Here is a 24,493-nt window from a genome sequence, read left to right as displayed (position 1 = left end):
AAAATGTAGTCTCCAGGCGATGACCACCCACGAATTTGGTCCCTACCGGCTCGATGCAGAGGCCGAGATGCTGTTTCGCGAGGCCGAACCGGTCGCGCTCGGTCGGCGCGCCGTGGTGCTGCTGCGGCTCCTGATCGAACGGGCCGGAACACCGGTTTCCAAGGACGCATTGATGCAGGCGGCGTGGCCGGGGCTTGCGATCGAGGAGAGCAATCTGACGGTTCAGATCGCCGCCCTGCGGCGAATATTTGCCGACGGCGACAGGGGCGCGGCTTGGATCGAGACGCTGCCGCGCCGCGGCTACCGTTATGTCGGGCCGCCGGTCGCCATCGACTTTGGAGCCGGCCAGCCTGCCTCATCGGCGCCTGCAGGGTCCGATAGGCTGTCACTTGCAGTGCTTCCGTTCTCGAATCTGAGCGGCGACCCCCGGCAGGATTACTTTTCCGACGGCATCACAGGCGACATCATCGCCGAACTATCGCGGTTCAGGTCGCTGTTCGTCGTCGCCCGCCACTCCAGCTTCGCCTACAAGGAAAAGCCTCCCGAGATCAAGCGCGTCGGCCGCGAGCTTGGCGTCAGGTATGTCGCTGAGGGCAGCGTGCGCAAGATCGGCAGCCGGGTGCGGGCGACCGTTCAACTGCTCGACGCCACGAGCGGCTATAATCTCTGGACCGAGCGCTACGACCGTGAGCTCGATGTCATCTTCGCGCTCCAGGACGAGATCGTCAGGGCCATCGTCGCGGCTCTGCCGGGCCGGCTTGAGGACGCCGGCCGCGAGATCGCCCGACGCAAGCCGACCGCCAGCGTGACCGCCTACGATCTGGTTCTACTGGGGAACGAGCGGTGGCGTCAGCTGACCGTGAAGGGCATGGCCGAAGCCAGGGAGTATTTCCGGAACGCCGTCGCGCTCGACCCGCAATATGCCCGCGCCCACGTCAACATCGCCTGGACCATGGTCTGCGACGCGTTTCTCGAATCGCCGACCATCGCGACTTTGGACGAGGCGCTTCGCGAGATCGAGACCGCGCTCGACATCGACGGCGGCGACGCCTGGACTCATGGCGTCTTCGCACAGCTATTGTTCCTGCTGAATGAAGACGCCAAGGCCGAAATCCATTTCAGTCGAGCTCTCGCACTCAATCCAAACGATGCCGACGTCGTCGCCGTCTTCGCCAACATTCTGGTCTACTGGGGACGCTGGCGCGAGGCGCTCCTATGGATCGGGTCAGCCAAACGGCTGAATCCCTTTCCGCCCAACCTGTACCATTGGTATCACGCGCTCGCCCTCTATTCGGGCCGCGAGTATACGCAGGCGGTCAATGCGTTGATGGAGGCGCGATCGCTCGATAGGTGGTCACACGCTCTCCTCGCGGCCTGCTATGCGCAGATCGGACGGCTCAACGAGGCCCGATCCGAAGCAGAGGCATTCGTCAGCGAGCGGCGTCGAGAACTTAACGCGCGTGGCGAGGCCGCACCCGCGAAGACACTCGACTTGGCCCGGGCCCGAGCCGACCGCTATCGCGATCCCGCCGACCGCGAGCACTTTCTCGATGGTTTGCGCAAAGCGGGCCTCACCAGCTGACAGCACGCGGCGCTCCTGTTGCGACGCTCGCGCCGAGCAAGGCCATGAAGTTCGGCCGCCAAACGAGACCGCGGCGAGCTATCCGCCACGCTTCCTTCATATGCGATAGCCCTGCCGTGAATGGGGCCGCACCGTGCTGTGATCAGCGCCATGCCTTCTCGTTCTTTTGTTCGTAGTCTTTGAAAGCCTTCTCGAGGCCGCCCAAAACCTCGGCGGACGTTTCGAACATCGCCTTCAACTGCGGTTCGTCGACCTTCTCGATGTCCTCGCGCAAATGGCTCCGGATATCGCGGAGAGCCTTCTGCATCTTCTGTGTATGGTGTCGGGGATCACGATCTGCCGCACTTGCCATCGCCACTCTCCTCGCTGCGAATATTGCCGGCCGAAGTGCAGGAGCGTCCGGCAAGATGGGCCTTTAACGGCCCGAGGGAAGCCTGGTTCCAATTACGAAATCCCATAAAACCGGCATGAAATACAGGGAATTGCTCACGGAGTTCAGCTGCACATTCAGCATCTACGAGTGAACCTCCATTCGCTCAAGCGCGGCGATCAGCTGATCCACGTCGAAGGGCTTGGTCAGAATTTCAAGTCGCGCCGCAGGCGCGAAGCGTTGCCGAATCTCGTCATCGGCGTAGCCAGTTGTCAGGACGATGGGCAGGTCTGACCGCAGGGCCCGAAGCTCCTCAACCAGTCCATCTCCGGGTCGGTCGGGAAGCCCGAGATCGACCACGGCGGCCGCCAGCTCGTGGTGCGTGCTTCTCGCCTTCAGGACTGCCTCCTCGAAGCTTGTCGCGGCCTCGGTGACGAAGCCCCTCTCCGAGAGCATGTCCGTGAGCAGCAGGCTCAAGAGGAATTCGTCTTCGACGACAAGGACGCGCCGCGTGGGGGCGTTTCCCTGGTTCAAGAGTTCGCGCACCCTGCCACCAAGCTCCGCCGAGGAGAACGGTTTGCTGAGCAGTCTGGTGCCGGCCTCGAGGCGGCCTTCGCGAATGAGGACGTCACCGGCGTAGCCGGTGGTGATGAGAACCTTCAACCCGGGGCGATGCGCACGAGCACACTCGGCGAGGTCCTTGCCGGTGAGCTGGCCGGGAAGGCCAAGATCCGTGAACAGAAGGTCGACCCTTGCGCCGCGCTCGAGTATCTTCAGCGCCGAATGCGCGTCGCTCGCTTCGATCACCACATATCCGAACTCGCGGAGGCTGTTGCTCGTGAAAGCCCGCACATCCTCGTTGTCTTCAACGACAAGGATGGTTTCGCCCTCTCGGGAGTGGAGGACAAACGGGCTGTCTTGCTTTGAGGCTTGCGGCGGCGGCAGAGCGTCGGATTGCGCCGCCGCCTTCGGAAGCAGGATCTCGATCCTTGTTCCGCCATTTGGCTTGCTTGACAACGTGATGTGGCCCCCACTCTGCCTCACAAAGCCGTAGACCTGACTGAGGCCCAGCCCCGTTCCTCTTCCATCCGGCTTTGTCGTGAAGAAAGGCTCGAACACGCGACTGAGCACGTCAGGAGTCATTCCACAGCCTGAATCGGTCACGGCGATGAGGACGTGAGGGCCTAGCCGCCCTTCATCCTCGCGGGTTTCATCGGCGAGCTTTCGATCGATATTCGTCACTTCAATTGCGATACTTCCGCCCTCCGGCATCGCGTCTCGCGCGTTCACGGCCAAGTTCAGAATCGCCGATTCCAGCTCCGTCGGATCCACTTCGACCGGCCAAAGATCCTCTGCGACCGTCGTTCTGACGACGATCGTCTCTCCGAGCGTCCGTTGCAGCAGATCGGACAAGCTCGAGATCAGCTCCTTGAGATCGACGAGTCGGGCCTCCAGCGGCTTCTGGCGGGCAAAACTCAGCAGCTTCGCCGTCAGCTGCGCGGCCTGCCGGGCACCCCGCGCGGCATTTTCGAGCGCATTGGCAATCCGGCTGTCGGCTCCTGCAGTCACGCGCATGGCGCTTTCCAGATTTCCGAGCACGACCGTTAGCAGATTGTTGAAATCGTGTGCGATGCCGGCGGTCAGCCGACCCACTGCCTCCATCTTGGCGGCATGGCGCAGACGCTCCTCGGTGGCTCTGCGGCTCGAAATGTCGCGAATGCTCGCAAGGCGCGCAGGCCGGCCATCCCAAGTCGTCTCAACCGTGCGGATTTCCGCATCGATGACGCGTGCGCCCGGCTGATGAACCGAGATCTCGGTCATATCGTCCACGACAAAGGGAATGCCGATGGGTGATCCGATCAACGATCCGATCGGGCGGCCAAAGATCGTTTCCGAGGCCGGATTGGCAAACAGCACGACGCCGGATTCATCGACGACAATGATGCCGTCGGCATTCTTTTCGATCAGAAACCGGACCTCGGACTGATCGATCGCCGGCTTTGTGGACGGACCCGCTATGCTCATGATTCACCTGAAGCGGCCATGTGAAATGCGTCGGCGAGCTCATTCCCTGAATACGTTCGGAGCCCGACTGAACGGCTCACCCAAATGCATGCCGGCGCCGTCTATCGTGAAACGCCGGATCTCCTTGGCATGCTCGCTGCCGCGCATCTTCAACACCATCAGCCCGCGATGCATGATCTCCTGCTCCTGGATGTATCGCAGCAGAATTATGGAGTCGGTCATGGTGGAAATGTGCTGCTCGCTTGCGCTTTCGCCGCCCACCAGAGACTTGCTGGTCGCCGTGCACAAACCGGCGATCTCCCGCTTCTTGATGAAGGATGTCAGGCTGATCAGGAACTCGCGGAAGCCGGTCTCGGGGGCAATTCGCTCCAGGGCCGAAAGGCTGTCGACGGCAATTCGGTTGGGCTTGAATTCGTCAACCAGCGCCTGGATCGTCAACAGGTGATCGGGCAGCCCCTGGGCTTCGGGGTACAGGCAAACGATCTTCAATTTTCCTTCCGCCTCCATCCGCGCGAAATCGGCGCCCCAGCCCGTGGCATTTCGGAAGAGCTGGCCCTTGCTCTCCTCGTATCCGAACAGAATGGCTCTTTCCCCGGCCTCGACGCCGCCTGCGAGAAAATTCGTGACCAGCAGCGTCTTTCCGGTGCCTGTGGCTCCGCTCACGAGCGTCACGCTGTCTCGGAAGAAGCCTCCGCCGCACATCTCGTCGATTGCAGAATTTCCGCTGGTGACCCGCACGGTGCTGGACTGTTGCTCGAGCCGGAGAGACGACAGCGGAATGGCGACGACCCCGCGTCCTGTCAACAGCGTGAATGGCGCCTCGCCCTCCGCGTGATGGCTGCCTCGCATCTTGAGCACCTCGATCGTCCGCCGGCGCTTCTCTCGGTAGAGGAGATTACGCAGGATGACGACATTGTCGGCGACGAATTCCTCGAGCCGATGCCGCGTGATCTCTCCATATTCGCTGTTTCGCTCCGCCGTCATCAGCACGGTCAGGCCCGCCTTCTTCAAGGCCGTGCTGATGCGAAACAGCTCGCGCCTCAGTATCTTGGGATCGCTGATGAAATGATCGAAAAGCTGAGTGAGTGAGTCCAGCACCACGCGCTTGGCGTTGACGCTCCTGGCTGCATGCATGATTCGGGACAGCAGCCCCTCCAGGTCGAAGTCGCCGATGACCAGTTCGTCCGTGCTCGGTGGGCTCGCGTCGACGAACGCGAGGCGACCGGCCTTCCGCCACTTTGCCAGTTCCCAGCCGAACCCGCTCATATTGGCCTCGATATCGGCGGGCGGCTCCTCGAACGTGACCAGCACGCCGTTCTCGTTGAACGTCTCGATGCCGTGCGCGAGAAACTGGGTGGCGAACACCGTCTTGCCGCTTCCAGGCGTGCCGCCGACGACCGTCGTTCGGGCGCGCGGGAGCCCACCCATCACCAATTCATCGAACGCATCGACGCCGGTCCTGACCCGCTCCAGTACGCTGGAGATCTCGGTCTCCTGGTCGCCGTCTTGGCCGCTATCCTGGGCGGTCATGCGTGATCTCCTTCGATTCCCATGAATTCAAGGATGCGTTTGGTATCGCTGAGGTCTCCGACGATGCGACGGGAGCGAGGGCCGTCCTCGTACGAAAGGGTCGGCGTGGCAATGATGCCGGCGCGGTCGGCGAGATCAGGACGCGTGAGCACGTCGATGATCTCGACGTCCCAGCCTTTGCTGCTCACCGAGGCGCGAAGGCGCTCAAGATTCTGCTGGGCGCGGCGGGAGCTCGCCGAGTTACCCGCAATGTAGAGTCGTAGCACGAGCGGAGCAGCCACCGGACATAGCCTTACTTTTTTGATCGTCGGGCCAATGCCGAACCAAAGCTGCCACTGCTCGCCCCTCCGGCGGTCTTCGGTCGCTCAACAAGCCTGCGCTCCGAAGGAACAACATGGTTCCCCGGAGCGCAAGAGAGAGAGAAATACTAGGCGACTAGTAGCGGCTAACGTTCCGCTCGATCCGCACGCGGTCGCCGCCGTCTTGCCTCCGCCAAAGCCTCGTTGGTGATCCCGCGCTCACGCGCCCAAAGGATTGCCGCGCTTCGCCGATTGACGCCGATCTTGCGATAGAGCGATGCAACGTGGTTGCGGATCGTGTTCTGGGACAGGTGCAGCTGCTCGCTCATGTGCAGGTCGCTCTTGCCCTGACAGATCAGTCCAAGAATCTCCCGCTCGCGATCGGTGAGCAGTTCGATATCCGCCACAGAAGGATTCGGTTGAGCGATACGGACACCCTTCAGCTTCTCGATAATGGTTCGGGCAAAAGACGTTGTATCTGCCAGGACCGACTCGATCGCCGACATCGTGTCCTGGTTTGCCTCTTCCGTTTCCTGAATGATGCAGATGGCGGTCGGCGCATCCGACAGCGTCAGCGTTCGAACCGAAACGAAGCAATCGATGCTTTGACCTGCCGGCCTCCGAAGGGGCAGCTCAAGGCTCTTGAGACTTCCATCCAGCCGACTTCGGGTCTTCTCATCGACCCAAACGAGGTTTCCCTTCCTATCGACCACGATGGCGCCGTTCTCGAGAGCAGACAAAATCGCGGTCCAAGGTTCGTTTTCGCGCGCATCATCGCTCGCCATTCGGCCCATGGCCTGGCTCCCCTCTGGTTGCGGAATTCGACTTGCTTGGATTTGCCTGGATAACGCCCGCCCCCGGAACTAGTTCCTTCGTACCAAATGACTGGTAATTCTGCGCTAACGTGGCCTGATGCGAGCGGGTTCGCTCGCGGACCCGCGTGAATGGCGCTTTTGGTGGGGCGTCCGGCCTGAATTCGTGGACCGGACAAAGGGGATGAATATTCGACCAGCCGTCCGCAGACGAAGCGACCGCTCCGGACGCTCCGAATATGTGGGTGTGGTGCGCTCGGAGGGACTCGAACCCCCACGGTGTTACCCACTGCCACCTCAAGGCAGCGCGTCTACCAGTTCCGCCACGAGCGCTAGGAGATGCCGGCCTGAGGTCTTAGGCTGGCCGGATCAGCGGCCGCCGATCTAACAAATCCATCAGGGGGATACAAGCCTGCAAAGGCCCCGAATTCCACAAGGCAGGAAAGTTCATGCCCCTTCCCTTGGGATCTGGCTTCAGCCCGTGCCCAGGCCTTTACCTCGTCCCCGGGGCGCTACCGCGTCCCCGGCGTGCGCGGCAGCATCTGCTTGACCTCGACCGCGATCCGGTTGCGATCGACCAGCACGACGCCGGAGGCGACCGGCAAATTATTGGCCAAAACCTTGACCTCGTCGGCCTCGGTTGCGTCCAGTTCGATGATGGCGCCGCGGGAAAGACGTAATACCTGATGGATCGGCATGGTGGTCGTCCCGAGGACGACCATGAGATCCACGGTGACTTTATCGAGAGTGGGCACTGTCAGGACCGCCGCAACTTGGGACTGTGAACCAAAGGACTTTGAACCAAAGAACTTGGCATTTGCTCCGGTCATGATCACCACGTTATGGTTAGCCAATGGTTAATTCGCCTGAAAACCCCCGCCAAAACCCGCGTCACGGGCTCGATTTGGCGTCGTTTTCCGCCGCCGGCGGCGAGCCCGTCACGTGGCTTATTTCGCACGCTCCGGTGCCCTATCCGGACGCGGTAGCCGCCATGGAGGCCCGAGTCGCGGCGATCGCCGCGGGCGAGGCTGCCGAGCTGGTCTGGCTGCTCGAACATCCCCCGCTCTACACCTCCGGCACTTCGGGCAAAGAATCCGACCTGCTCGATCCACGATTCCCGACATTTGCGACCGGACGCGGCGGCCAGCTCACCTATCACGGCCCCGGCCAGCGGGTGGCCTATGTCATGCTTGACCTCAAGCGCCGCCGGCCGGACGTCCGGGCCTATGTGGCGAGCCTGGAGGAGTTGATTCTACGCACGCTGGCGGCCTTCAACGTGCGCGGCGAGCGGCGCGAGGACCGGGTCGGGGTCTGGGTCAGGCGGCCGGACAAGGGGCCAGAGCATGAGGACAAGATCGCGGCGATCGGCGTCCGGCTGAGACGCTGGGTGTCATTCCATGGCATTGCGATCAACGTCGAGCCGGAGCTGTCGCATTTCGCCGGCATCATCCCTTGCGGCGTCGCCGATCCCCGCTATGGCGTCACCTCGCTGGTCGATCTCGGCCAGCTCGTGGCCATGGCCGATGTCGACATCGCGCTGCGCCAGGCGTTCGAGCAATTGTTCGGGCCGACACGCGCGCTGGTGCCGGAAGCGGCGGTCTGACGCTTCCGTGGTCTTCGCGGAATCAGCTATGCTTGTTTCGGTGTCGCCCACACCTCCCCCCCTCCGCCGGGAAAGTAGACTTCATACCGGGCGAATTGATCTTCGACCGACTGTTCGAGCGCCAGGCATAAGGAGGGGTTGCGATCATGCTCGCAATGGGAGGTTCTCGCGATGAAATTATCTGCGCCCATCTATCATCTGAAGCGCAAGGCGAAACGCATGTCCCGCGAGCGAGGCATTCCGCTTCACGAGGCGCTTGACCGCATCGCGACGATTGAGGGGTTTTCGGCCTGGAGCATGCTCGCGGCGAAGGCGGCGGCGGTCACGCCGGCCAGCAGGCTATTCTCGCAATTCCGGCCGGGCGACCTGGTGCTGGTCGGCGCGCGTCCTGGTCACGGCAAAACCCTGATGAGCCTCGAGCTTGCGGTGGAGGCAATGCGGTCGGGCCATCGCGCTGCGTTCTTCTCGCTCGAATATACCGAGAAAGAGGTTCTGGACCGCCTCCGCGCGATCGGCGTGGACCCCGCACAATTCGACAGGCTGTTCGAGATCGATTGCTCCGACGCCATCAGCGCCGACTACGTCGTCAAGCAAATGGCCGCAGCTCCCTGCGGCACGGTCGTGGTGATAGACTATCTGCAATTGCTCGATCAGAGGCGGGACAAGCCGGACCTCTCCGTTCAGGTGCGCGCACTGAAATCGTTCGCACACGACAGGGGATTGGTCGTCGTCTTCATTTCGCAGATCAATCGATCCTACGACCCCTCCGTCAAGCCATGCCCCGATCTCGGCGATGTCAGGCTGCCAAATCCGCTGGACCTGAAGCTGTTCGACAAGATGTGCTTTCTGAACAACTCCGAAGTTCAGCTCCGGCTCGCGAGCTGACCATCCTCCATGTCCGGTCCGTGCCGCGGGTGAGATCGTCACCCGCGACCTCCGGCATCACGCCGCCTTGAGCGGGACCTCGAGCTTGCCGGCGATGTAGCGGCGCTCCTGAGTGAGGCCGCCGAAGCCATAGGCATCGCCCTTGACCTCGTCGACGTGCAGATAGGTCTCGGGATGCAGCGGGCCCAAAAGCTCGGCCATGCGCCTGAACATGGCAGCGAGATAGGCCGCCTTCTCGTCCTTGGTGTTGGTGCCTTCGCTGACGTGGATGTCGATCCAGTAGCTCGCAAGCTTCTGCTCGGCGAGCGACTTGCCGCCGGCGAACCAGTCGCTTGCATCGACCGATTTCACGATGATGGCAGTCACCTTGGGGTCCTTGTGCAGGATCGTTGCGGTGAGCTTGGACACGGCGTTCGCAATGTCGGCCTTCAGCGAGGGCGACTGGCGGGATGTGGTGTAGGACACGGTGATCAGGGGCATGGATGTTCTCCTCCGGAGCCGCGCAGGTCGCGCGGCGTTGATGAGAAGCTAGATCTCCCTTCGCCATTTTGGTATGTTATCGTTGATGATATCAATGATAACGACTTGTGATGACAGCCGTCCTCGACATCGCCACCGTCCAGGCCTTCCTGCTGGTCGCCGAGCTCCAGAGCTTCACCCGCGCCGCGGAGGCGCTCGGCACAACACAGGCGGCCGTCAGCCTGAAGCTGCAGCGGCTGGAGACGCTGCTCGGAAAGCGTCTCGTCGAACGCTCGCCGCGCGCGGTCCGGCTCACCGCCGAGGGCGCCGCGTTCCGCGATCGTGCCAGCGCGCTGATGGAGGCGCATGACCGGGCGCTGTCAGGTGAGGCTTCAGTCGCGCAGACGCTCTCGCTCGGCATCTCCGACCATGCGGCGGGGCCCGAACTCGTCCCACTGCTCGAACGCCTGCACGCGATGTCTACGAATCTCACCCTCGCCGTCACCATCGGCTTCTCGCGCGAGATGCAGGATGCCTATGACGCGGGGCGGCTCGATGCGGTGATCGTGCGCCAGGAGGGCAGCCGTCGCGGCGGCGAAAAATTGGCCGAGGACGAGTTCGGCTGGTTCGCCGCAAGACGCTTCACGCTACGGAAGGGTGAGCCGTTGCCGCTTGCGACGCTCGCCCCACCTTGCGGCGTCCGCGCCGTTGCCGTCCGCGCACTCGACAAGGCCGGCATCGCCTGGCGCGAGCGCTTCGTCGGCGGTGGCGTCACGGCAGCCGTCGCGGCCGCGCTTGCCGGCCTCGCGGTCGCGCCATTGGCGCGGCGGATTGCGCCTCCCGGGCTGGTCGACATCGGGCCGGCACACAAATTGCCGAAACTCGGCAGCTCGAAAGTGATGCTGCATTCCAAGGTTAGCGATCCCGCTAAGCTTACGGCGCTGCGTGCAGTGACGGCGACGTTCCGGAGCGGCACGGCGGCTTGAGGCCGAACGCTCACAAGATGGCCTCGAACGCGCTGCGCAGCGTCTCGTGAGCGGCGGCCGATTTGCATACGCCCCCCGATGTTTGCCTAAAAATGTCCCAGATTGGGGGAACCATCCGGCGCCTCGGGCGTTTGCCCCCGTCGAGGCGGGGTCCGGAATGGTTAAAAAGTCTAGTCAGCAGAGAGACTTGTTCGAGAGCGAACGCAGTTTCCGGCTGTTGGTTGAAGGCGTTGCCGACTACGCCCTTTACATGCTCGACCCCAGCGGGATCATCACGAGCTGGAACATCGGTGGCGAGCGCATAAAGGGCTACTCGCCCGGGGAAATCCTCGGCCAACATTTTTCGCGCTTCTACACCGAGACCGACCGCGCCAACGGCAAACCGGCGCGGGCGCTGGGCATCGCGCGGGAAAAGGGCCGCTACGAGGAGGAAGGCTGGCGTGTCCGCAAGGACGGCACGTTCTTCTGGGCCAGCGTCGTGATCGATCCGATCTATGAGGACGGCGAGCTGGTCGGCTTCGCCAAGATCACGCGCGACATCACCGAACGCCGCAATACGCAGCTCAAGCTCGAGGTGATGCAGAAGCAGCTCGCCGAATCCCAGAAGTTCGATGCGCTCGGCCAGCTCACCGGAGGGGTGGCTCACGATTTCAACAATCTCCTGATGATCATCAGCGGCAGCCTCCACATGTTGAAGAGGGGCACTGACGACGAGGCCAAGGTTCAGCGCGCGATCTCGGCCATCGAGACCGCCACCAAGCGCGGCGCGGCGCTGACCAACCAGCTCCTCACCTTCGCACGGCGACAGAGCGTCAATCCGCAGGCGGTCGATTTCGCCGAGCGTATCGCGGCGATCCGCGAGGTGCTCGATGCCGGCGTCGGCAGCTCCGTGCGTCTGGTCTTCGACATCAGCGGCGAAGTGTGGCCGATCAAGACCGACGTCTCCGAACTCGAGACCGCGCTGCTCAACCTCGTCATCAATGCCCGCGATGCGATGCCCGACGGGGGCACGGTGACGATCGGTGCGCACAACGTCGTACTCCATGAGCCCACGCTCGCCGGCAACTTCGTCGCGATCGACGTCAGCGATACCGGGTTCGGCATTCCCGATGACGTCCTCGACAAGATCTTCGAGCCGTTCTTCACGACCAAGCCGATCGGAAAAGGCACCGGACTCGGCCTCTCCCAGGTGCACGGCTTTGCCCACCAGGCGGGCGGCACGATCAAGGTCGCCAGCGAGCTTGGCAAGGGGACCACGTTCACCATCCTGCTGCCGCGCGCGGACGACGCGCCATCGCGCGAGCCGGCGGGAGCATCATCGTTCCGCGGCAGCGGCACGGTGCTGCTGGTCGAGGACAATCCGGACGTCGCCTCCGTCAGCGTCGGCCTGCTGGAACAGCTCGGCTACAGCGTGCGCAGGGTCGCCGATGCCGAAGCTGCGCTGCTCGAGATCGAGAAGAACGGCGTCGACTTCGTATTCTCGGACATCGTCATGCCCGGCAAGATGGACGGGCTCGGCCTCGCCCAGCACCTGCGCCAGATCCGGCCCGGCCTGCCGATCCTGCTCGCCACCGGCTATAGCGAGGTCGCCGCCGGCGTGCGCGGCGATTTCCCGATCCTGCGCAAGCCCTACGAGATCCACGAGCTCAGCGAGGCGATCGCCAAGCTGCCGCGGTGATTGCTCACCTCTCCCCGCTTGCGGCAGGGCAATCGCATGGCGGCGTTCTGATTGCGCGCCTCGTCCCTTCGAGACGACCCTCTGCGCAGTCTTCTCCAGGATGAGGCTAATCGGCTTCGGTGCTCGTTGAAACTGCTGCCGCGCATTCCATCCTCATCCTTGAGGAGCCCGCCTAAGCTGGCGTCTCGAAGGATGGCCGCAGGGAAACGCTCTCAAGATGCGATAGCTTGCCGCAACCGGGGAGCGGGAGCACACCTACGCCGTCGGTAACACCGAAAACGCCTCCCCTGCCCGGCGCAGGTTCAGCTCCTCGGCACCCGCAGTCTCGCTGGTGACGCTGTCGACGCGCGAGGACGGCGGGCCGTGGCGGCACAGCGCGACCATGTCGGCGACGTGCTTGGGCGTCCCCGCGAACAGCGCTTCGACGCTGCCGTCACGGCGGTTGCGGACCCAGCCTTCGAGACCGCATGCAGCCGCCTGGGATTCGACCCAGGCGCGGTAGCCGACGCCCTGGACGCGGCCGCGGATCACGACCTGGAGGATCGCCCGCGTCATTTTCTCGGTCCAAGATAATCGGCGCTGCGCGCCTTCACATCGGCCTCGCGCATGACGCGGCTGGTCAGTTCCGATGTGGGCAATCCCTTCAGCGCTTTCGGTGCCGTGCCCTCACGCAATGCCTTCTGAGTCTCGTACACTGCCTGCGTTGCAGCCGCGATCGGCGCATGGCCCTGCAGCGCGATGCGCACGCGTTGGCTCTCGAGATAGTCGGTAGCGTTCAATTCCTCCGGCGCGCCGCCGAGCACGAGCGGCAGGTGCGTGGCGGATGCGATGGCCGCGAGTTCCGCGTGCGACCTGATGCCGGTGAAGAACAGCGCGTCCACGCCGGTGGCTTCATAGGCCATGGCGCGCCGGATCGCATCTTCGATGGACGTGATCGAGGCAGCTCCCGTGCGCCCCATGATGACGAGCGAGGGATCGCTGCGGCCGTCGAGCGCCGCCTTCATCTTGCCGACGCCTTCCTCGAGCGGGATCAGTTGCGTCTTCGCCTCGCCGAACGCCGCCGGCAGCAGCGTGTCCTCGATGGTGAGGCCGGCAGCCCCCGCCGTCTCCAGCTCCTGCACCGTACGGCGCACGTTCAGCGCGTTGCCATAGCCGTGATCGGCATCGACGAGGACGGGAAGCGCGGAGGCGCGCGACATCCGCCGCATCTGCTCGGCAAGCTCGCTCAGCGTGATCAGCGTGACGTCGGGATCGCCGAGCACGGCGAGCGAGGCCACCGAACCGCCGAACATGCCGAGCGGAAAACCGAGGTCCTCGGCAATGCGGATCGAGATAGCGTCGTAGACCGAGCCGGGATGGACGCAAGCCGAGCCCGACAGGATCGATCGCAGTTTCTCGCGGCGGGAACGAAAGGCCATGGTTGCCTCACTCTCCATTCCTCATCCTGAGGAGCGTCTGGCGTTGCGCTCCGGCGCGCTTCACGCAAACTCCAAAATCAGCGCGTCCACCGCGAGGGTCGCGCCGGCGCTGGCGTGGATCTTCTTCACAGTGCCGTCCTGCTCGGCGCGCAGCACGTTCTGCATCTTCATGGCTTCGACGACGGCGAGCGTCTCGCCGGCCTTGACCTCCTGCCCCTCGTTCACGGCGATCGAGACCACGAGGCCCGGCATCGGACAGAGCAGCTTCTTGCCGGTGTCGGAAGCCGTTGTCACTGGCATCAGCCGGGCCGAGGCCGCTTCCGCCTCGGTCCAGACATAGACGGGCACCTCCACGCCCTGATGCGCGAGACGAATGCCGTTGGCAATCGGGCGGGCCTGCAGCGCGACGAACTGTCCATCGATGGTGCCCTGCCAGACCGGATCGCCGGGCTTCCACGGCGATTGCAGCAGATGCGCATTGCCGGCCTTGCCGTCCGCATCGACGAAACGCACCGTGATTGCTTCGCCCTCGCGCGCAACCTCCAGCAGGATCTCCTGGCGATCGAGCCAGACTGCGCGGCGGCGCTCGCGCTGCACGATGCGGCCGCCCATCTGGCCCGAGATCTGCCGCTTGCGCTCGCCGAGCACATGATCGATGGCGGCGCCGACCGCAGCGATCCGCCGCGCGACCTCGCCTTCGGGCACGCGCACCGCAAAGCCCTTGGGAAACTCCTCGGCGATGAAGCCGGTGGAGAGCCGTCCCTCGCGCCAGCGCGGATGGTGCATCAGCGCGGACAGGAACGGAATGTTGTGCCTGATACCGTCGACATAGAAGGAATCCAGCGCTGTCGCCTGCGCCTCGATCGCGGCCGCGCGCGAGGGGGCATGGGTCACCAGCTTGGCGATCATCGGATCGTAATGGATCGAGATCTCGCCGCCCTCCTGGACGCCGGTGTCGTTACGCACGGTGATACCATCCTGGCTGGCTTCCGCCGGCGGGCGATATTTCACCAGGCGCCCGATCGAAGGCAGGAAGTTGCGGAACGGATCTTCGGCATAGAGGCGCGATTCAACCGCCCAGCCGGTCAGCGTGACGTCCTTCTGCGCAATGGCGAGCTTCTCGCCGGCGGCAACGCGGACCATCTGCTCGACGAGATCGATTCCGGTCACGAGTTCGGTGACGGGATGCTCGACCTGGAGGCGCGTGTTCATCTCCAGGAAGTAGAAGCTCTTGTCCTGCCCTGCGACGAACTCGACGGTGCCGGCGGAATCGTAGTTCACGGCTTTCGCCAGCGCGACCGCCTGCTCGCCCATCTTGCGGCGGGTTTCCTCGTCCAGCAGCGGCGACGGTGCCTCCTCGATGACCTTCTGGTTGCGGCGCTGGATCGAGCATTCACGCTCGCCGAGATAGATCACGTTGCCGTGCTTGTCGCCCAGCACCTGGATCTCGATATGGCGGGGATCAACGATGAATTTTTCGACGAAGACGCGGTCGTCGCCGAATGAGGCCTTGGCCTCGGCCTTGGCGAGATTGAAGCCCTCGGCGACCTCGGCCTTGGAGTGCGCGATGCGCATGCCCTTGCCGCCGCCGCCAGCGGAGGCCTTGATCATGACGGGATAGCCGATCTCGTCGGCAATGCGGACCGCGTGCTTGTCGTCCTCGATGACGCCGAGATGGCCCGGCACGGTCGAGACCTTGGCCTTGGCAGCCGCCTTCTTGGATTCGATCTTGTCACCCATCGCCGCGATCGCGCCGGGGTTCGGGCCGATGAAGACGATGCCGGCCGCCGCCAGCGCACGCGGAAACGCCTCGCGCTCGGACAGGAAGCCGTAGCCGGGATGCACCGCTTCCGAGCCGGTCTTGCGGCAGGCGTCCACGACCTTTTCGATCACCAAATAGCTCTCGGCCGCAGCGGGTGGGCCGATCAGCACGGCCTCGTCGGCCATCTCGACATGGAGGGCATCGCGGTCGGCCTCGGAATAGACCGCAACGGTCTGAATTCCCATCCGGCGGGCAGTCTTGATGACCCGGCAGGCGATTTCGCCGCGATTGGCGATCAGAATGCGTTTGAACATGCTTTTCTTGAGTCTCGACCTTGGGCGGGGACCCCTTACCTGGCCGCTGGGGCCTATGGGAAACGGGCCGTGTGGCTCCCGTGGTACATCAAAATGGGCCGGAGGCAACGGTCTAAATCCCTCCCCTCTGGCGTACCAGCGCAAGACCGGAATGGGCTTGCGCAACGGAGCCGGCTGGCCCTGGCACCACCTACAGCTTCCCGGCCTTGGCCGCGTCCCGCACGAGGCCGTGAACAAAGCCAAGCTTGGCGACCACCGCTGGCGACAGGATGAAGGGATAGAGGTCGCGCAGGCCCATGGCGCGGTTGACGCTGTTCATGGCGAAGGTGAAGGGCAACCATGCGTTGACCAGCGCTTCCACATCCCGGGCCTCGTAGGGGTCGAAACGGATGCGCGCCGTCAGCTCCCCGTCGCGGTCGACCTTGGGGCGTACCTCCATGCCGAACTCGGCGGCCATCTCCAGCGTGTCGACGATGTGGAGATAGTGCGCCCAGGTCTCGGCAAAGTCCTCCCACGGATGCATCGTCGCATAGGCCGCGACGTAGTTCTGCTGCCAGTTCGGCGGCGCGCCTTCGGCATAATGACGCTGCAGGGCCTGGCCGTAATCGGCCGAATCGTCGCCGAACATCGCGCGGAATTGGTCTAGCTTGTCCCCGTCGCGCACCAGCACGTCCCAGAAATAATGCCCGACCTCGTGGCGGAAATGCCCGAGCAGCGTCCGGTAGGGCTCGCCCATCTCGAGCCTGCGCCGCTCGCGCGCGAGGTCGTCGGCCTCGGTGAGCGCGATCGTGATCAGGCCGTTGTCATGGCCGGTCATGATCTTCTCTCCGCTGTGCGGATCGTCGGCGAGGAAATTGAAGATCAGCCCATGCGCGGGATTGTCCTGCCGGGTCTGGAGCGGCAGCTTCCAGCGGATCAGGGAATAGAACAGCCGGTGCTTCGCCACCTCCAGCTCGCGCCAGCCGGCGAGCTGCGCCGGATCCGACAGATCCGGCACGATGCCGTTGTGACGGCAGGCGCGGCAATAACCCGTGCCGTTACCTGTATCCGTCAGCCAGTTGCAGGAATCGTATTCGGCATTACGGCACAGCATGCGGCTTTCGGCCTTGTCGACCAGCGTCCTCCAGGCCCCGCCGTCGGGCTCGATCGCCGACATCGTCTCCTTCTCCGGCAGGAAGGCGACGCGGTGGCCGCAGCGCTCGCAAGCGCGGTTCTCGAAATACAGGACGTTGCCGCAGGCTTGGCAGACAAAGAGCTTCAAGATTTAGCCTCTTCGGAAAGGAAGGCTTGTGAATGAGTTGTGGCGCCTCGCAGATAGGCGCGCAGAGGGCCCATCGTTCCAACGTCAGGAACAAATAGCCAGCGGAGGCGTTCGTTCATATCCTCCGTCATCCTGCGCCTTACCTGCATATTCCCCTCTAAGCGATGGCCATCACGCTCCGTCTGTGTGAATATCGGTCCGGCACGTGCGCACCTGCATGACAACGGCCGACGCCTTGACCGATCCTTTGCCCGAGACCCTCGCTGCCGAAAGGCTGCGCCAGCACCTCGAAGACGTCGCGCGCGAGCGCGACAACGCCTATCGCGCGCTTCAGGAGCGCGAGGCCGAGCTCGCACGCATCCAGCGCATCGGCAAGGTCGGCGGCGTCGAGGTCGACTTCCGCGAAGGGTTCAAGAACCGCCGTTCGCCCGAATATCTGATGATCCACGGGCTGCCTCCGGAGGCCACGGACGAGACGCACGAGGACTGGGTCAACCGCATCCATCCCGAGGACCGCGACGCGACCGTCAGCCATTTCTTCGAGGCTCTCGCCGGAACGAGCCAAGACTACACTGCCGAATACCGCATCATCCGTCCCAGCGACGGCGAGACCCGCTGGATCCGGGTCGTCGCCAAGATCGAGCGCGACAGGGACGGCCGCGCCATTCGGCTCGTCGGCGCCCATATCGATATCACCGACCAGATGCTCGCGCGCGAGACGCTGCGCGAGAGCGAGGAGCGCTTTCGGCTGATTGCCGACAGCGCGCCGGTGCCGATCTGGGTGACCAAGCTCGACCGCAAGCGGTCCTTCGCCAACCAGGCCTATGTCGATTTCGTCGGCCTGCCCTACGATCAGGCCATCGATTTCGACTGGCGCAAGGTGCTGCATCCGGACGACCTGCCGCACGTGCTTCAGCAATCCGTCCAGGGCGAAGCTTCGCTAAAGCCGTTCGTGCTGGAAGCGCGCTACAAGAATGCCAAGGGCGAATGGCGCTGGCTGCGCTCGGAATCGCAGCCGCGCTGGGATCCGACTGGCAAGCATATCGGCTTCATCGGCGTCGCCCACGACATCACCGCGGCCAAGCAGGCCGAGATCGAGCTCCGGCAGCTCAACGAGACTCTGGAAGAGCGCATCGCCCAGCGTACCGCCGAGCTCGAAGCCAACGAGGCGCGTCTGCGTGCGATCCTGGAGACCAGTAACCAATATCAAGGCCTCGTCAATCTCACGGGCGAATTGCTTTACGCCAACAAGACCGCGCTCGCCGGCATCAAGGCGAATTCCTCGGACGTGATCGGAAAGCCGTTGTGGGAGACGCCCTGGTTCACCGGCACGAGCGGCATGAGTGCTGCCGTGCGAGAGGCCTTCGACAGGGTGCTCAAGGGCGAAGCCGTGCGGCTCGAGATGCGCCTGCACCTTCCCGTCGGCGAGCGCGATTTCGACTTCGGCATGCGTCCGGTGCTCGATCGCCACGGCAACATCACCGGTGCCGTGCCAGAGGCCGTCGACATCACCGAGCGCCGGCGCGGCGAGGAAGCGCTAAGGCAGTCGCAGAAGATGGAGGCGATCGGTCAGCTTACCGGCGGCGTCGCGCACGACTTCAACAATCTCCTCACCATCATCCGTTCGGCGACCGACTTCCTGCGCCGCCGCGAGCTGCCGGAGGAGCGCCGCCGCCGCTATGTCGACGCCATTTCCGAGACGGTCGAGCGCGCCTCCAAGCTGACGGCGCAGCTGCTGGCATTCGCGCGGCGGCAGCCGCTCAAGCCGCAGATCTTCGATGTCGGCAGCCAGGTCGAGAGCATCGCGCAACTGATCCGGCCGCTGGTCGGGGGCCGCATCGACATCGCGGTCGAGATTGACGATACCCGCTGCTTCACCCTGGCCGACATCGCCCAGTTCGAGACCGCGTTGATCAACCTCGCCGTCAACGCCCGCGACGCCATGGATGGCGAAGGCCGCCTCATCATCGCGGTGCGCAAGGTCGAGGGCATTCCGAGCCTGCGCGCACAATCGCCGCGCGGCGGCGACTACATCGCCATCTCGGTCAGCGACACGGGTCGCGGCATCGCGCCGGAACATCTCGACTCGATATTCGAGCCCTTCTTCACCACCAAGGAGGTTGGCAAGGGCACGGGACTCGGGCTCAGCCAAGCCTTCGGCTTCGCAAAACAATCCGGGGGCGACATCGCGGTGACGAGCGCGCAAGGCAAAGGCGCGACCTTCACCATCTATCTGCCGCGGGCGCAGAGCCCTGTAACGGACAAGGAAGCAGCGGCACTGACCTATGAGGCGGCGGCCACCGGGCGCGGCTATCGCGTCCTCGTGGTCGAAGACGACGACGAGGTCGGCCGCTTCTCCACCGAGTTGCTGGAGGATCTCGGCTACGTCGTCCGCCGCGTCGCCAATGCCAATGCGGCGCTGACCATCCTCGACGAGAACGAATTCGCCGTGGACCTCGTCTTCTCCGACGTCATCATGCCCGGCATGAACGGCGTCGAGCTCGCCGGCGTCATCCGCGAGCAGTATCCGGGTCTGCCGGTCGTGCTCACCTCTGGCTACAGCAACGTGCTCGCCGAGAACGCCCATCGCGGCTTCGAGCTGATCCAGAAGCCGTATTCGGTGGAATCGCTCTCGCGCATCCTGCGCAAGGCGATCACGGAGAAGCTGTCGATGGCACGGTGAACCTCTTTCGGCGTCCGGGCGAAAGCCGGGATCCATACCGCGTGATTTCCCTTGTGGCACACGCATCGTCGCTCTTCGCCAAACACCTTTTCGTGCTTGTGGGTCGCGGCCTTCGCCGAGACGACATTTGAGTGTTAGGCTGCAATTGCCCGCACAACGATGATCAGCCGCCACACGTAAAGACCCTGATGAAACCCGCGCTCCTCTCCGCCTGGCAGACCTGGGCGATCCTCTCCGCCTGCTTTGCCGCGCTGACCGCGATCTTTGCCAAGGTCGGCGTCGAGAATATCAATCCGGACCTCGCCACTTGTATCCGCACCATCGTGGTCCTGCTCGCATTATCGGTGCTGCTGCTCTGCACCGGCCAGTTCGCCATGCCCTCAGCGGTCTCGTCGAGAACCTGGTTATTCCTGGTGCTCTCGGGGCTTGCGACCGGCGCGTCCTGGCTGTGCTATTTCCGAGCGCTGAAGCTCGGGCCCGCAACGCTGGTCGCGCCGATCGATAAGCTCAGCGTCGTCTTGATCGCGCTGTTCGCCTTCGCTTTTCTCGGCGAGCGCCCGACGGCTCAGGGCTGGCTTGGCATTGCCATGATCGGCGGCGGCGCGGTGCTGCTCGCGGTCAAGTTTTGAGGAGCCCGGCGTGATCCGCGGAACCAGGCCGGCAACACGAAGGTTGCTGCCGGGGCCACCTTGAGCCTCGGCCGAGAGATCCGATGTCGAGCGCAAACTCCGATCAAGCGAGGCACGCCGGCCGCGCGCTCGATGCGGCCAATTTCTTCCTCGCCGACGTGCGCGACGGGCTCGGGCCCTACCTCGCCGTCTATCTCCTCACCGAGCAGCGCTGGGACGAGGCGCGCATCGGGCTCGTGATGTCGATTGCAACGATCGCCGGCATCGTAGCGCAGACGCCGGCAGGTGCGCTGGTCGATGCAACGCCGAGGAAGCGGCTCGCGATGGTGATAGCCGCCATTATGGTGACCCTTGCCTCGCTATCGCTGCCGTTGTTTCCGAACTTCGGGCCAGTCGCGATCTCGCAGGGGATTGCCCAGGCCGCCGCTGTCATCTTTCCGCCTGCAATCGCCGCCGTCTCGCTCGGCATCTTCGGCCATGCCGCTTTTACCCGGCGGATCGGCCGTAACGAGACCTTCAACCATGCCGGCAACGCTGTCGCTGCGGGTCTGGCAGGCGTCCTCGCCTATTGGTTCGGCCCGACCGTCGTGTTTTACCTGCTCGGCGCCATGGCGATTGCGAGCCTCGCCAGCATTGTCGCGATCCCCGAACGAGCCATTGACCACGATCTTGCTCGCGGCCTGCACCACGCTCACGCGAACAATCTGCCCGACCACCCCTCGGGCCTCGGCGTGCTCCTGACCTGCCGCCCCCTGCTCGTCTTCGCGCTCTGCGTCGTGCTGTTTCACCTCTCGAACGCGGCCATGCTGCCTCTGGTCGGCCAGAAGCTCGCGCTGCAGGACAAGAACATGGGCACCAGTCTGATGTCGGCCTGCATCGTCGCCGCGCAAGTCGTGATGGTACCGTTCGCGATGCTGGTCGGCGCCAAAGCCGACCGCTGGGGCCACAAGCGCTTCTTCCTCGCCGCGCTGCTGATCCTGCCGATCCGCGGCATCCTCTATACGCTCTCGGACAATCCGTTCTGGCTGGTCGGTGTGCAGCTTCTGGACGGTGTTGGTGCCGGCATTTTCGGCGCGATCTTTCCGGTTATCGTCGCCGACCTCATGCGCAACACCGGCCGCTTCAACGTCGCGCAGGGCGCGGTCATCACCGCTCAGAGCATTGGAGCTGCACTATCGACGACACTGGCAGGCCTGGTCGTGGTCCGCGCGGGTTACCATGCAGCGTTCATCTCGCTTGGCGCTGTGGCGGCGATCGGCGCCGTGATCTGCTTCTTCGCGCTACCGCAGACGCGGCAAATCGCAGACGGCGATCTGTGCGCGCGGGGGAAGACAGCTGCGCCGCATCGGCTATCGCTGCCGAATAGATCTGGTTCACCTTGAGGACTGAAACGTGCCGTCTGACGCCATCTGGGCCTGGAGCATCATCGTCGCTGCGACCGCAGGCGTGATCATCCGCCCTTTTCGCCTGCCCGAGGCGATCTGGGCAGCGATCGGTGCCGCCGCTCTCGTGCTCCTCGGCTTCCTGCCGTGGCGGGATGCGCTCACCGGCATCGAGAAGGGTGTCGACGTCTATCTGTTTCTGATCGGCATGATGCTGATCGCCGAGCTGGCACGGCTCGAAGGCCTGTTCGACTATCTGGCCGCCTTTGCCGTCGAGCATGCACGCGGCTCTCCGCAGCGGCTGTTCCTGCTGATCTATCTCGTCGGCACGCTGGTGACGGTGCTGCTCTCGAACGACGCCACCGCGATCGTGCTGACGCCGGCCGTTTACGCCGCCACTCGCGCGGCCGGCGCCAAGCCGCTGCCCTATCTGTTCGTCTGCGCCTTCATTGCCAATGCCGCGAGCTTCGTGCTGCCGATTTCCAATCCGGCCAATCTCGTGGTCTTCGGCAAGCACATGCCGCATCTTGGAGCATGGCTGCGTCAGTTCACGCTGCCGTCACTCGCCTCGATCGGCTTCACCTATGTCGCATTGCGCCTTGCGCTGCACCGCGAGTTGAAGGAGGAAACGATCGAAACGAGTGTCCCTCAACCGAAACTCGGACGCGGCGGCCGATTGACCGCCTATGGCATCGGCGCCATCGGCATCGTGCTGATCTGGGCCTCTGCGCTCGATCTGCAATTGGGCTTGCCGACGTTCGTCTGCGGGACCGCGACGGCGGCCGCCGTGCTGTTGATCAACCGTCAATCGCCTATGCCCGTGCTGCGCGGCGTCTCCTGGAGCGTGCTGCCGCTGGTCGGCGGGCTCTTTGTCATGGTGGAGGCGCTGGTGAAGACCGGCGTGATCGCGCAGCTCAGCGCGCTGCTGCACCAAGCGGTGGCGCAATCCGTCCCGCAGGCCGCCTGGAGCGTCGGCATTGCCACCGCGCTCGCCGACAACATCGCCAACAATCTTCCGGTCGGCCTTGTCGCCGGCTCCGTCGCCGCCAGCGATCATCTGCCCGCGCCCGTTGTCAGCGCCATCCTGATCGGCGTCGACCTCGGCCCCAATCTGTCGGTGACCGGCTCGCTCGCCACCATCCTCTGGCTGGTTGCGCTCCGGCGCGAGAAGATCGAGGTCGGCGCCTGGCCATTCCTCAAGCTCGGCCTGCTGGTGACCCCGCCCGCACTGATCGCGGCGTTGGCGGCGGCAATCTGGTAAGGAAGCCAGACGCAGCTTTCGAAATCAGGTGCGAGCTATTTGCGGTAGATCAATGCGGCCGGCGACGCTGCGGCAGACGATCGGCCTGCTCGGCCGTGAGGTGGGATCGATCCGGTCTTCTGAGCCCGTGACCGTCCGGCCCGATCGCGGCGATGACGCCGCGACCAGGTCGTGCTTCGTCAGTCGTTCTCGTAGCCGTAGACCTCCGGCAGGATGAAGATCGCAGCCAGCAATCCGATCACCGGGAAGATTGCGACGAACAGGGTGGCATTGGCTTGCCCGATCGCCGCGAACAGCGATGGGAACAGGAAGATCGCCAGGAACGACGGCAGCTTCACGAACATATAGGCGAAGCCGCTGGCGGTGCCGCGGTATCGCGGCCGGGCGACCATGGTCGGGATGGTCATGCAGTTCGACGCGTCCCAATAGTGGCCCCAGAGCATGCCGGCCGCGGCGAACGGCAGCAGCATCTTGTTGTCCGTGAAGAGCGCAAACGCAGCGACTAGCAGTGACACCAGCACGATGGAGAAGCCTGCGATCGCAATGCCGCGATGGCCGATCTTCGGCGTCAGCAGCGGCCCGACCCACCCCGACAGAGCGGCGAAGCTGAATAGCCCCATCGTCACCAGATTATTGCCGAGCACGCTCGACACGCCGACCATGACGAATAGCACCGGCAGGTAGAACGCGAAGGTCGAGAACTCGCTCGCCTGCGCGAAACAGGCGATCCAGCCATATAGGGTGGCACGCCAGCGGATCGGATCCTTCTTGAGATCGGCGAGGAACGCGCGGGTCGAGACCTTCGGCACCTCGACGTCCCGGTCCGGCAGCATGTCGAGATTGTCGTTGAACATCTCGCGCGCGACCTGCTTGGCCTCGCGGTAGCGCCCCTTCTGCACCAGCCACACCGCCGTCTCCGGTACGTCGTGGCGCATGATCAGGATGATCAGCGCCGGCACCGCGCCGAGGCCGAGCGTGACGCGCCACAGCATCTCGTGGTTCATGTCGATCAGCAGGAAGATCACGATGACGCCGATGGTCAGGACCTCGCCGACCGCGAACATGAACTGCCACCTGTTGCCCATCACCTCGCGCTCACCCTTGGCCATGGATTCCATGATGTAGGTGTAGCCGGTCGAAATGTCCGAGCCGAGCGGGATGCCGAGCAGGAAGCGGATCACGACGAGCCAGGCAACGTTGGGCACGAACGCCTGCGCCAATGCCAGCACGATGAACATCACCATCGTCACCAGGAACATGACGCGGCGGCCGATCTTGTCGGATAGCCAGCCGCCGAGCAGCGCGCCGATCAGGGCGCCGCCTTGGGTGCCGGCTGCGGCGAGGCCCAGCATCAGCGGATCGGGATTGTACTGCTCCTTGATGAAGATCAGCACGAAGGCGATCGAATACAGATCCCAGGCCTCGACCAGGATCGAGGCCATCATCAGCCAGCCGACCTTGTTGCCTTTGGGACTGTAGTTCGTGATGAGGTAGCGGACCGCGGCCTCGCTCGCGCTCGGTTGTGGCATCGCCATCGTCGACATGTGTGTTCCT

At 64.0% G+C, this 24,493-nt stretch carries 21 protein-coding genes and 1 tRNA gene; 9 read left to right on the top strand and 13 right to left on the bottom strand.

Annotation, left to right across the window (positions count from 1 at the left end; all coding sequences use genetic code 11):
* Nucleotides 1–19 precede the first annotated feature (19 nt).
* The gene (locus tag IVA92_RS11140) at nt 20–1,582 is read left to right on the top strand and encodes a winged helix-turn-helix domain-containing protein (protein ID WP_247275723.1); all 1,563 of its coding nucleotides are present in this window, start codon (nt 20–22) and stop codon (nt 1,580–1,582) included.
* A 142-nt stretch (nt 1,583–1,724) separates the two neighbouring features.
* Here the strand turns inward: IVA92_RS11140 and IVA92_RS11135 are convergent, their stop codons facing one another.
* The 7 genes from IVA92_RS11135 to IVA92_RS11105 form a co-directional block, all read right to left on the bottom strand.
* The gene (locus IVA92_RS11135) at nt 1,725–1,934 is read right to left on the bottom strand and encodes a hypothetical protein (RefSeq protein ID WP_247275783.1); all 210 of its coding nucleotides are present in this window, start codon (nt 1,932–1,934) and stop codon (nt 1,725–1,727) included.
* 162 nt (nt 1,935–2,096) lie between these two features.
* Nucleotides 2,097–3,977: a response regulator gene (locus IVA92_RS11130; RefSeq protein ID WP_247275722.1), complete on the bottom strand. Its 1,881-nt coding sequence runs from the start codon at nt 3,975–3,977 to the stop codon at nt 2,097–2,099.
* 39 nt (nt 3,978–4,016) lie between these two features.
* On the bottom strand, nt 4,017–5,507 hold the full coding sequence (gene kaiC, locus IVA92_RS11125; protein ID WP_247275721.1) for a circadian clock protein KaiC: 1,491 nt from the start codon (nt 5,505–5,507) through the stop codon (nt 4,017–4,019).
* Nucleotides 5,504–5,788 (bottom strand): circadian clock KaiB family protein, encoded by a 285-nt coding sequence (locus tag IVA92_RS11120; protein WP_247275720.1) that lies wholly within the window; start codon nt 5,786–5,788, stop codon nt 5,504–5,506. The genes kaiC and IVA92_RS11120 overlap by 4 nt, the downstream gene beginning before the upstream one ends.
* 164 nt (nt 5,789–5,952) lie before the next feature.
* Nucleotides 5,953–6,600 carry a response regulator transcription factor gene (locus tag IVA92_RS11115; RefSeq protein WP_247275719.1) on the bottom strand — a complete coding sequence of 216 codons (648 nt, stop codon included), beginning with the start codon at nt 6,598–6,600 and terminating at the stop codon, nt 5,953–5,955.
* 266 nt (nt 6,601–6,866) lie between these two features.
* Nucleotides 6,867–6,951 (bottom strand) — tRNA-Leu (locus tag IVA92_RS11110).
* 179 nt (nt 6,952–7,130) lie between these two features.
* Nucleotides 7,131–7,373, bottom strand: a complete 243-nt coding sequence (locus IVA92_RS11105; RefSeq protein ID WP_011088012.1) for a FliM/FliN family flagellar motor switch protein — start codon at nt 7,371–7,373, stop codon at nt 7,131–7,133.
* A gap of 98 nt (nt 7,374–7,471) precedes the next feature.
* Here IVA92_RS11105 and lipB point away from each other — a divergent pair, with 98 nt between their 5' ends.
* Both lipB and IVA92_RS11095 read left to right on the top strand, forming a co-directional pair.
* Nucleotides 7,472–8,221, top strand: a complete 750-nt coding sequence (gene lipB, locus IVA92_RS11100; RefSeq protein ID WP_247275718.1) for a lipoyl(octanoyl) transferase LipB — start codon at nt 7,472–7,474, stop codon at nt 8,219–8,221.
* A gap of 171 nt (nt 8,222–8,392) precedes the next feature.
* Complete coding sequence (locus IVA92_RS11095) at nt 8,393–9,106, top strand: DNA helicase (protein ID WP_247275717.1); 714 nt, start codon at nt 8,393–8,395, stop codon at nt 9,104–9,106.
* 57 nt (nt 9,107–9,163) lie between these two features.
* Here IVA92_RS11095 and IVA92_RS11090 read toward each other — a convergent pair whose 3' ends face one another.
* A complete protein-coding gene (locus tag IVA92_RS11090) occupies nt 9,164–9,586 on the bottom strand; it encodes a 4-oxalocrotonate tautomerase family protein (protein ID WP_247275716.1) in 423 nt (140 codons plus the stop codon).
* A gap of 110 nt (nt 9,587–9,696) precedes the next feature.
* Here IVA92_RS11090 and IVA92_RS11085 point away from each other — a divergent pair, with 110 nt between their 5' ends.
* Together IVA92_RS11085 and IVA92_RS11080 are read left to right on the top strand one after the other, a co-directional pair.
* Entirely contained in the window at nt 9,697–10,551 is an 855-nt protein-coding gene (locus IVA92_RS11085) for a LysR substrate-binding domain-containing protein (protein ID WP_247275715.1), read from the top strand.
* Nucleotides 10,552–10,708: 157 nt separating this feature from the next.
* Nucleotides 10,709–12,229, top strand: coding sequence for a PAS domain-containing sensor histidine kinase (locus IVA92_RS11080; protein WP_247275714.1), 1,521 nt, complete (start codon nt 10,709–10,711; stop codon nt 12,227–12,229).
* 255 nt (nt 12,230–12,484) lie between these two features.
* Here IVA92_RS11080 and IVA92_RS11075 read toward each other — a convergent pair whose 3' ends face one another.
* The 4 genes from IVA92_RS11075 to IVA92_RS11060 form a co-directional block, all read right to left on the bottom strand.
* Nucleotides 12,485–12,784, bottom strand: coding sequence for an acylphosphatase (locus IVA92_RS11075; RefSeq protein ID WP_247275713.1), 300 nt, complete (start codon nt 12,782–12,784; stop codon nt 12,485–12,487).
* Complete coding sequence (locus IVA92_RS11070) at nt 12,781–13,647, bottom strand: isocitrate lyase/PEP mutase family protein (RefSeq protein ID WP_247275712.1); 867 nt, start codon at nt 13,645–13,647, stop codon at nt 12,781–12,783. Before IVA92_RS11070 ends, IVA92_RS11075 begins: the two co-directional genes overlap by 4 nt.
* A gap of 60 nt (nt 13,648–13,707) precedes the next feature.
* Nucleotides 13,708–15,723: an acetyl/propionyl/methylcrotonyl-CoA carboxylase subunit alpha gene (locus IVA92_RS11065; RefSeq protein ID WP_247275711.1), complete on the bottom strand. Its 2,016-nt coding sequence runs from the start codon at nt 15,721–15,723 to the stop codon at nt 13,708–13,710.
* A 190-nt stretch (nt 15,724–15,913) separates the two neighbouring features.
* Nucleotides 15,914–16,984, bottom strand: coding sequence for a putative zinc-binding peptidase (locus IVA92_RS11060; protein ID WP_247275710.1), 1,071 nt, complete (start codon nt 16,982–16,984; stop codon nt 15,914–15,916).
* A 205-nt stretch (nt 16,985–17,189) separates the two neighbouring features.
* Between IVA92_RS11060 and IVA92_RS11055 the strand changes: the two genes are divergently transcribed.
* From IVA92_RS11055 to IVA92_RS11040, 4 genes are all read left to right on the top strand, one after another.
* Nucleotides 17,190–19,667 carry a PAS domain S-box protein gene (locus tag IVA92_RS11055; RefSeq protein ID WP_247275709.1) on the top strand — a complete coding sequence of 826 codons (2,478 nt, stop codon included), beginning with the start codon at nt 17,190–17,192 and terminating at the stop codon, nt 19,665–19,667.
* A 188-nt stretch (nt 19,668–19,855) separates the two neighbouring features.
* Nucleotides 19,856–20,296, top strand: a complete 441-nt coding sequence (locus tag IVA92_RS11050; RefSeq protein ID WP_247275708.1) for an EamA family transporter — start codon at nt 19,856–19,858, stop codon at nt 20,294–20,296.
* A gap of 83 nt (nt 20,297–20,379) precedes the next feature.
* Entirely contained in the window at nt 20,380–21,678 is a 1,299-nt protein-coding gene (locus IVA92_RS11045; protein ID WP_247275707.1) for an MFS transporter, read from the top strand.
* A 10-nt stretch (nt 21,679–21,688) separates the two neighbouring features.
* Nucleotides 21,689–22,939 (top strand): arsenic transporter, encoded by a 1,251-nt coding sequence (locus tag IVA92_RS11040; RefSeq protein ID WP_247275706.1) that lies wholly within the window; start codon nt 21,689–21,691, stop codon nt 22,937–22,939.
* Nucleotides 22,940–23,118: 179 nt separating this feature from the next.
* Here the strand turns inward: IVA92_RS11040 and IVA92_RS11035 are convergent, their stop codons facing one another.
* On the bottom strand, nt 23,119–24,483 hold the full coding sequence (locus IVA92_RS11035) for an MFS transporter (RefSeq protein ID WP_247275705.1): 1,365 nt from the start codon (nt 24,481–24,483) through the stop codon (nt 23,119–23,121).
* Nucleotides 24,484–24,493: the final 10 nt, after the last annotated feature.

The sequence above is a fragment of the Bradyrhizobium sp. 154 genome (genome assembly GCF_023073875.1).
Taxonomy (GTDB): domain Bacteria; phylum Pseudomonadota; class Alphaproteobacteria; order Rhizobiales; family Xanthobacteraceae; genus Bradyrhizobium.
The sequence above is the reverse complement of the archived record's forward strand: the minus strand, read 5'-3'. Positions and strand labels throughout refer to the sequence as shown.

Bases quoted from the DNA above. Each gene is read 5' to 3' on its own strand.
- IVA92_RS11140 (WP_247275723.1), top strand. From the start codon at position 20: ATGACCACCCACGAATTTGGTCCCTACCGGCTCGATGCAGAGGCCGAG.
- IVA92_RS11135 (WP_247275783.1), bottom strand. From the start codon at position 1,934: ATGGCAAGTGCGGCAGATCGTGATCCCCGACACCATACACAGAAGATG.
- IVA92_RS11130 (WP_247275722.1), bottom strand. From the start codon at position 3,977: ATGAGCATAGCGGGTCCGTCCACAAAGCCGGCGATCGATCAGTCCGAG.
- kaiC (WP_247275721.1), bottom strand. From the start codon at position 5,507: ATGACCGCCCAGGATAGCGGCCAAGACGGCGACCAGGAGACCGAGATC.
- IVA92_RS11115 (WP_247275719.1), bottom strand. From the start codon at position 6,600: ATGGGCCGAATGGCGAGCGATGATGCGCGCGAAAACGAACCTTGGACC.
- lipB (WP_247275718.1), top strand. From the start codon at position 7,472: ATGGTTAATTCGCCTGAAAACCCCCGCCAAAACCCGCGTCACGGGCTC.
- IVA92_RS11095 (WP_247275717.1), top strand. From the start codon at position 8,393: ATGAAATTATCTGCGCCCATCTATCATCTGAAGCGCAAGGCGAAACGC.
- IVA92_RS11090 (WP_247275716.1), bottom strand. From the start codon at position 9,586: ATGCCCCTGATCACCGTGTCCTACACCACATCCCGCCAGTCGCCCTCG.
- IVA92_RS11085 (WP_247275715.1), top strand. From the start codon at position 9,697: ATGACAGCCGTCCTCGACATCGCCACCGTCCAGGCCTTCCTGCTGGTC.
- IVA92_RS11080 (WP_247275714.1), top strand. From the start codon at position 10,709: ATGGTTAAAAAGTCTAGTCAGCAGAGAGACTTGTTCGAGAGCGAACGC.
- IVA92_RS11075 (WP_247275713.1), bottom strand. From the start codon at position 12,784: ATGACGCGGGCGATCCTCCAGGTCGTGATCCGCGGCCGCGTCCAGGGC.
- IVA92_RS11070 (WP_247275712.1), bottom strand. From the start codon at position 13,647: ATGGCCTTTCGTTCCCGCCGCGAGAAACTGCGATCGATCCTGTCGGGC.
- IVA92_RS11065 (WP_247275711.1), bottom strand. From the start codon at position 15,723: ATGTTCAAACGCATTCTGATCGCCAATCGCGGCGAAATCGCCTGCCGG.
- IVA92_RS11050 (WP_247275708.1), top strand. From the start codon at position 19,856: ATGAAACCCGCGCTCCTCTCCGCCTGGCAGACCTGGGCGATCCTCTCC.
- IVA92_RS11045 (WP_247275707.1), top strand. From the start codon at position 20,380: ATGTCGAGCGCAAACTCCGATCAAGCGAGGCACGCCGGCCGCGCGCTC.
- IVA92_RS11035 (WP_247275705.1), bottom strand. From the start codon at position 24,483: ATGTCGACGATGGCGATGCCACAACCGAGCGCGAGCGAGGCCGCGGTC.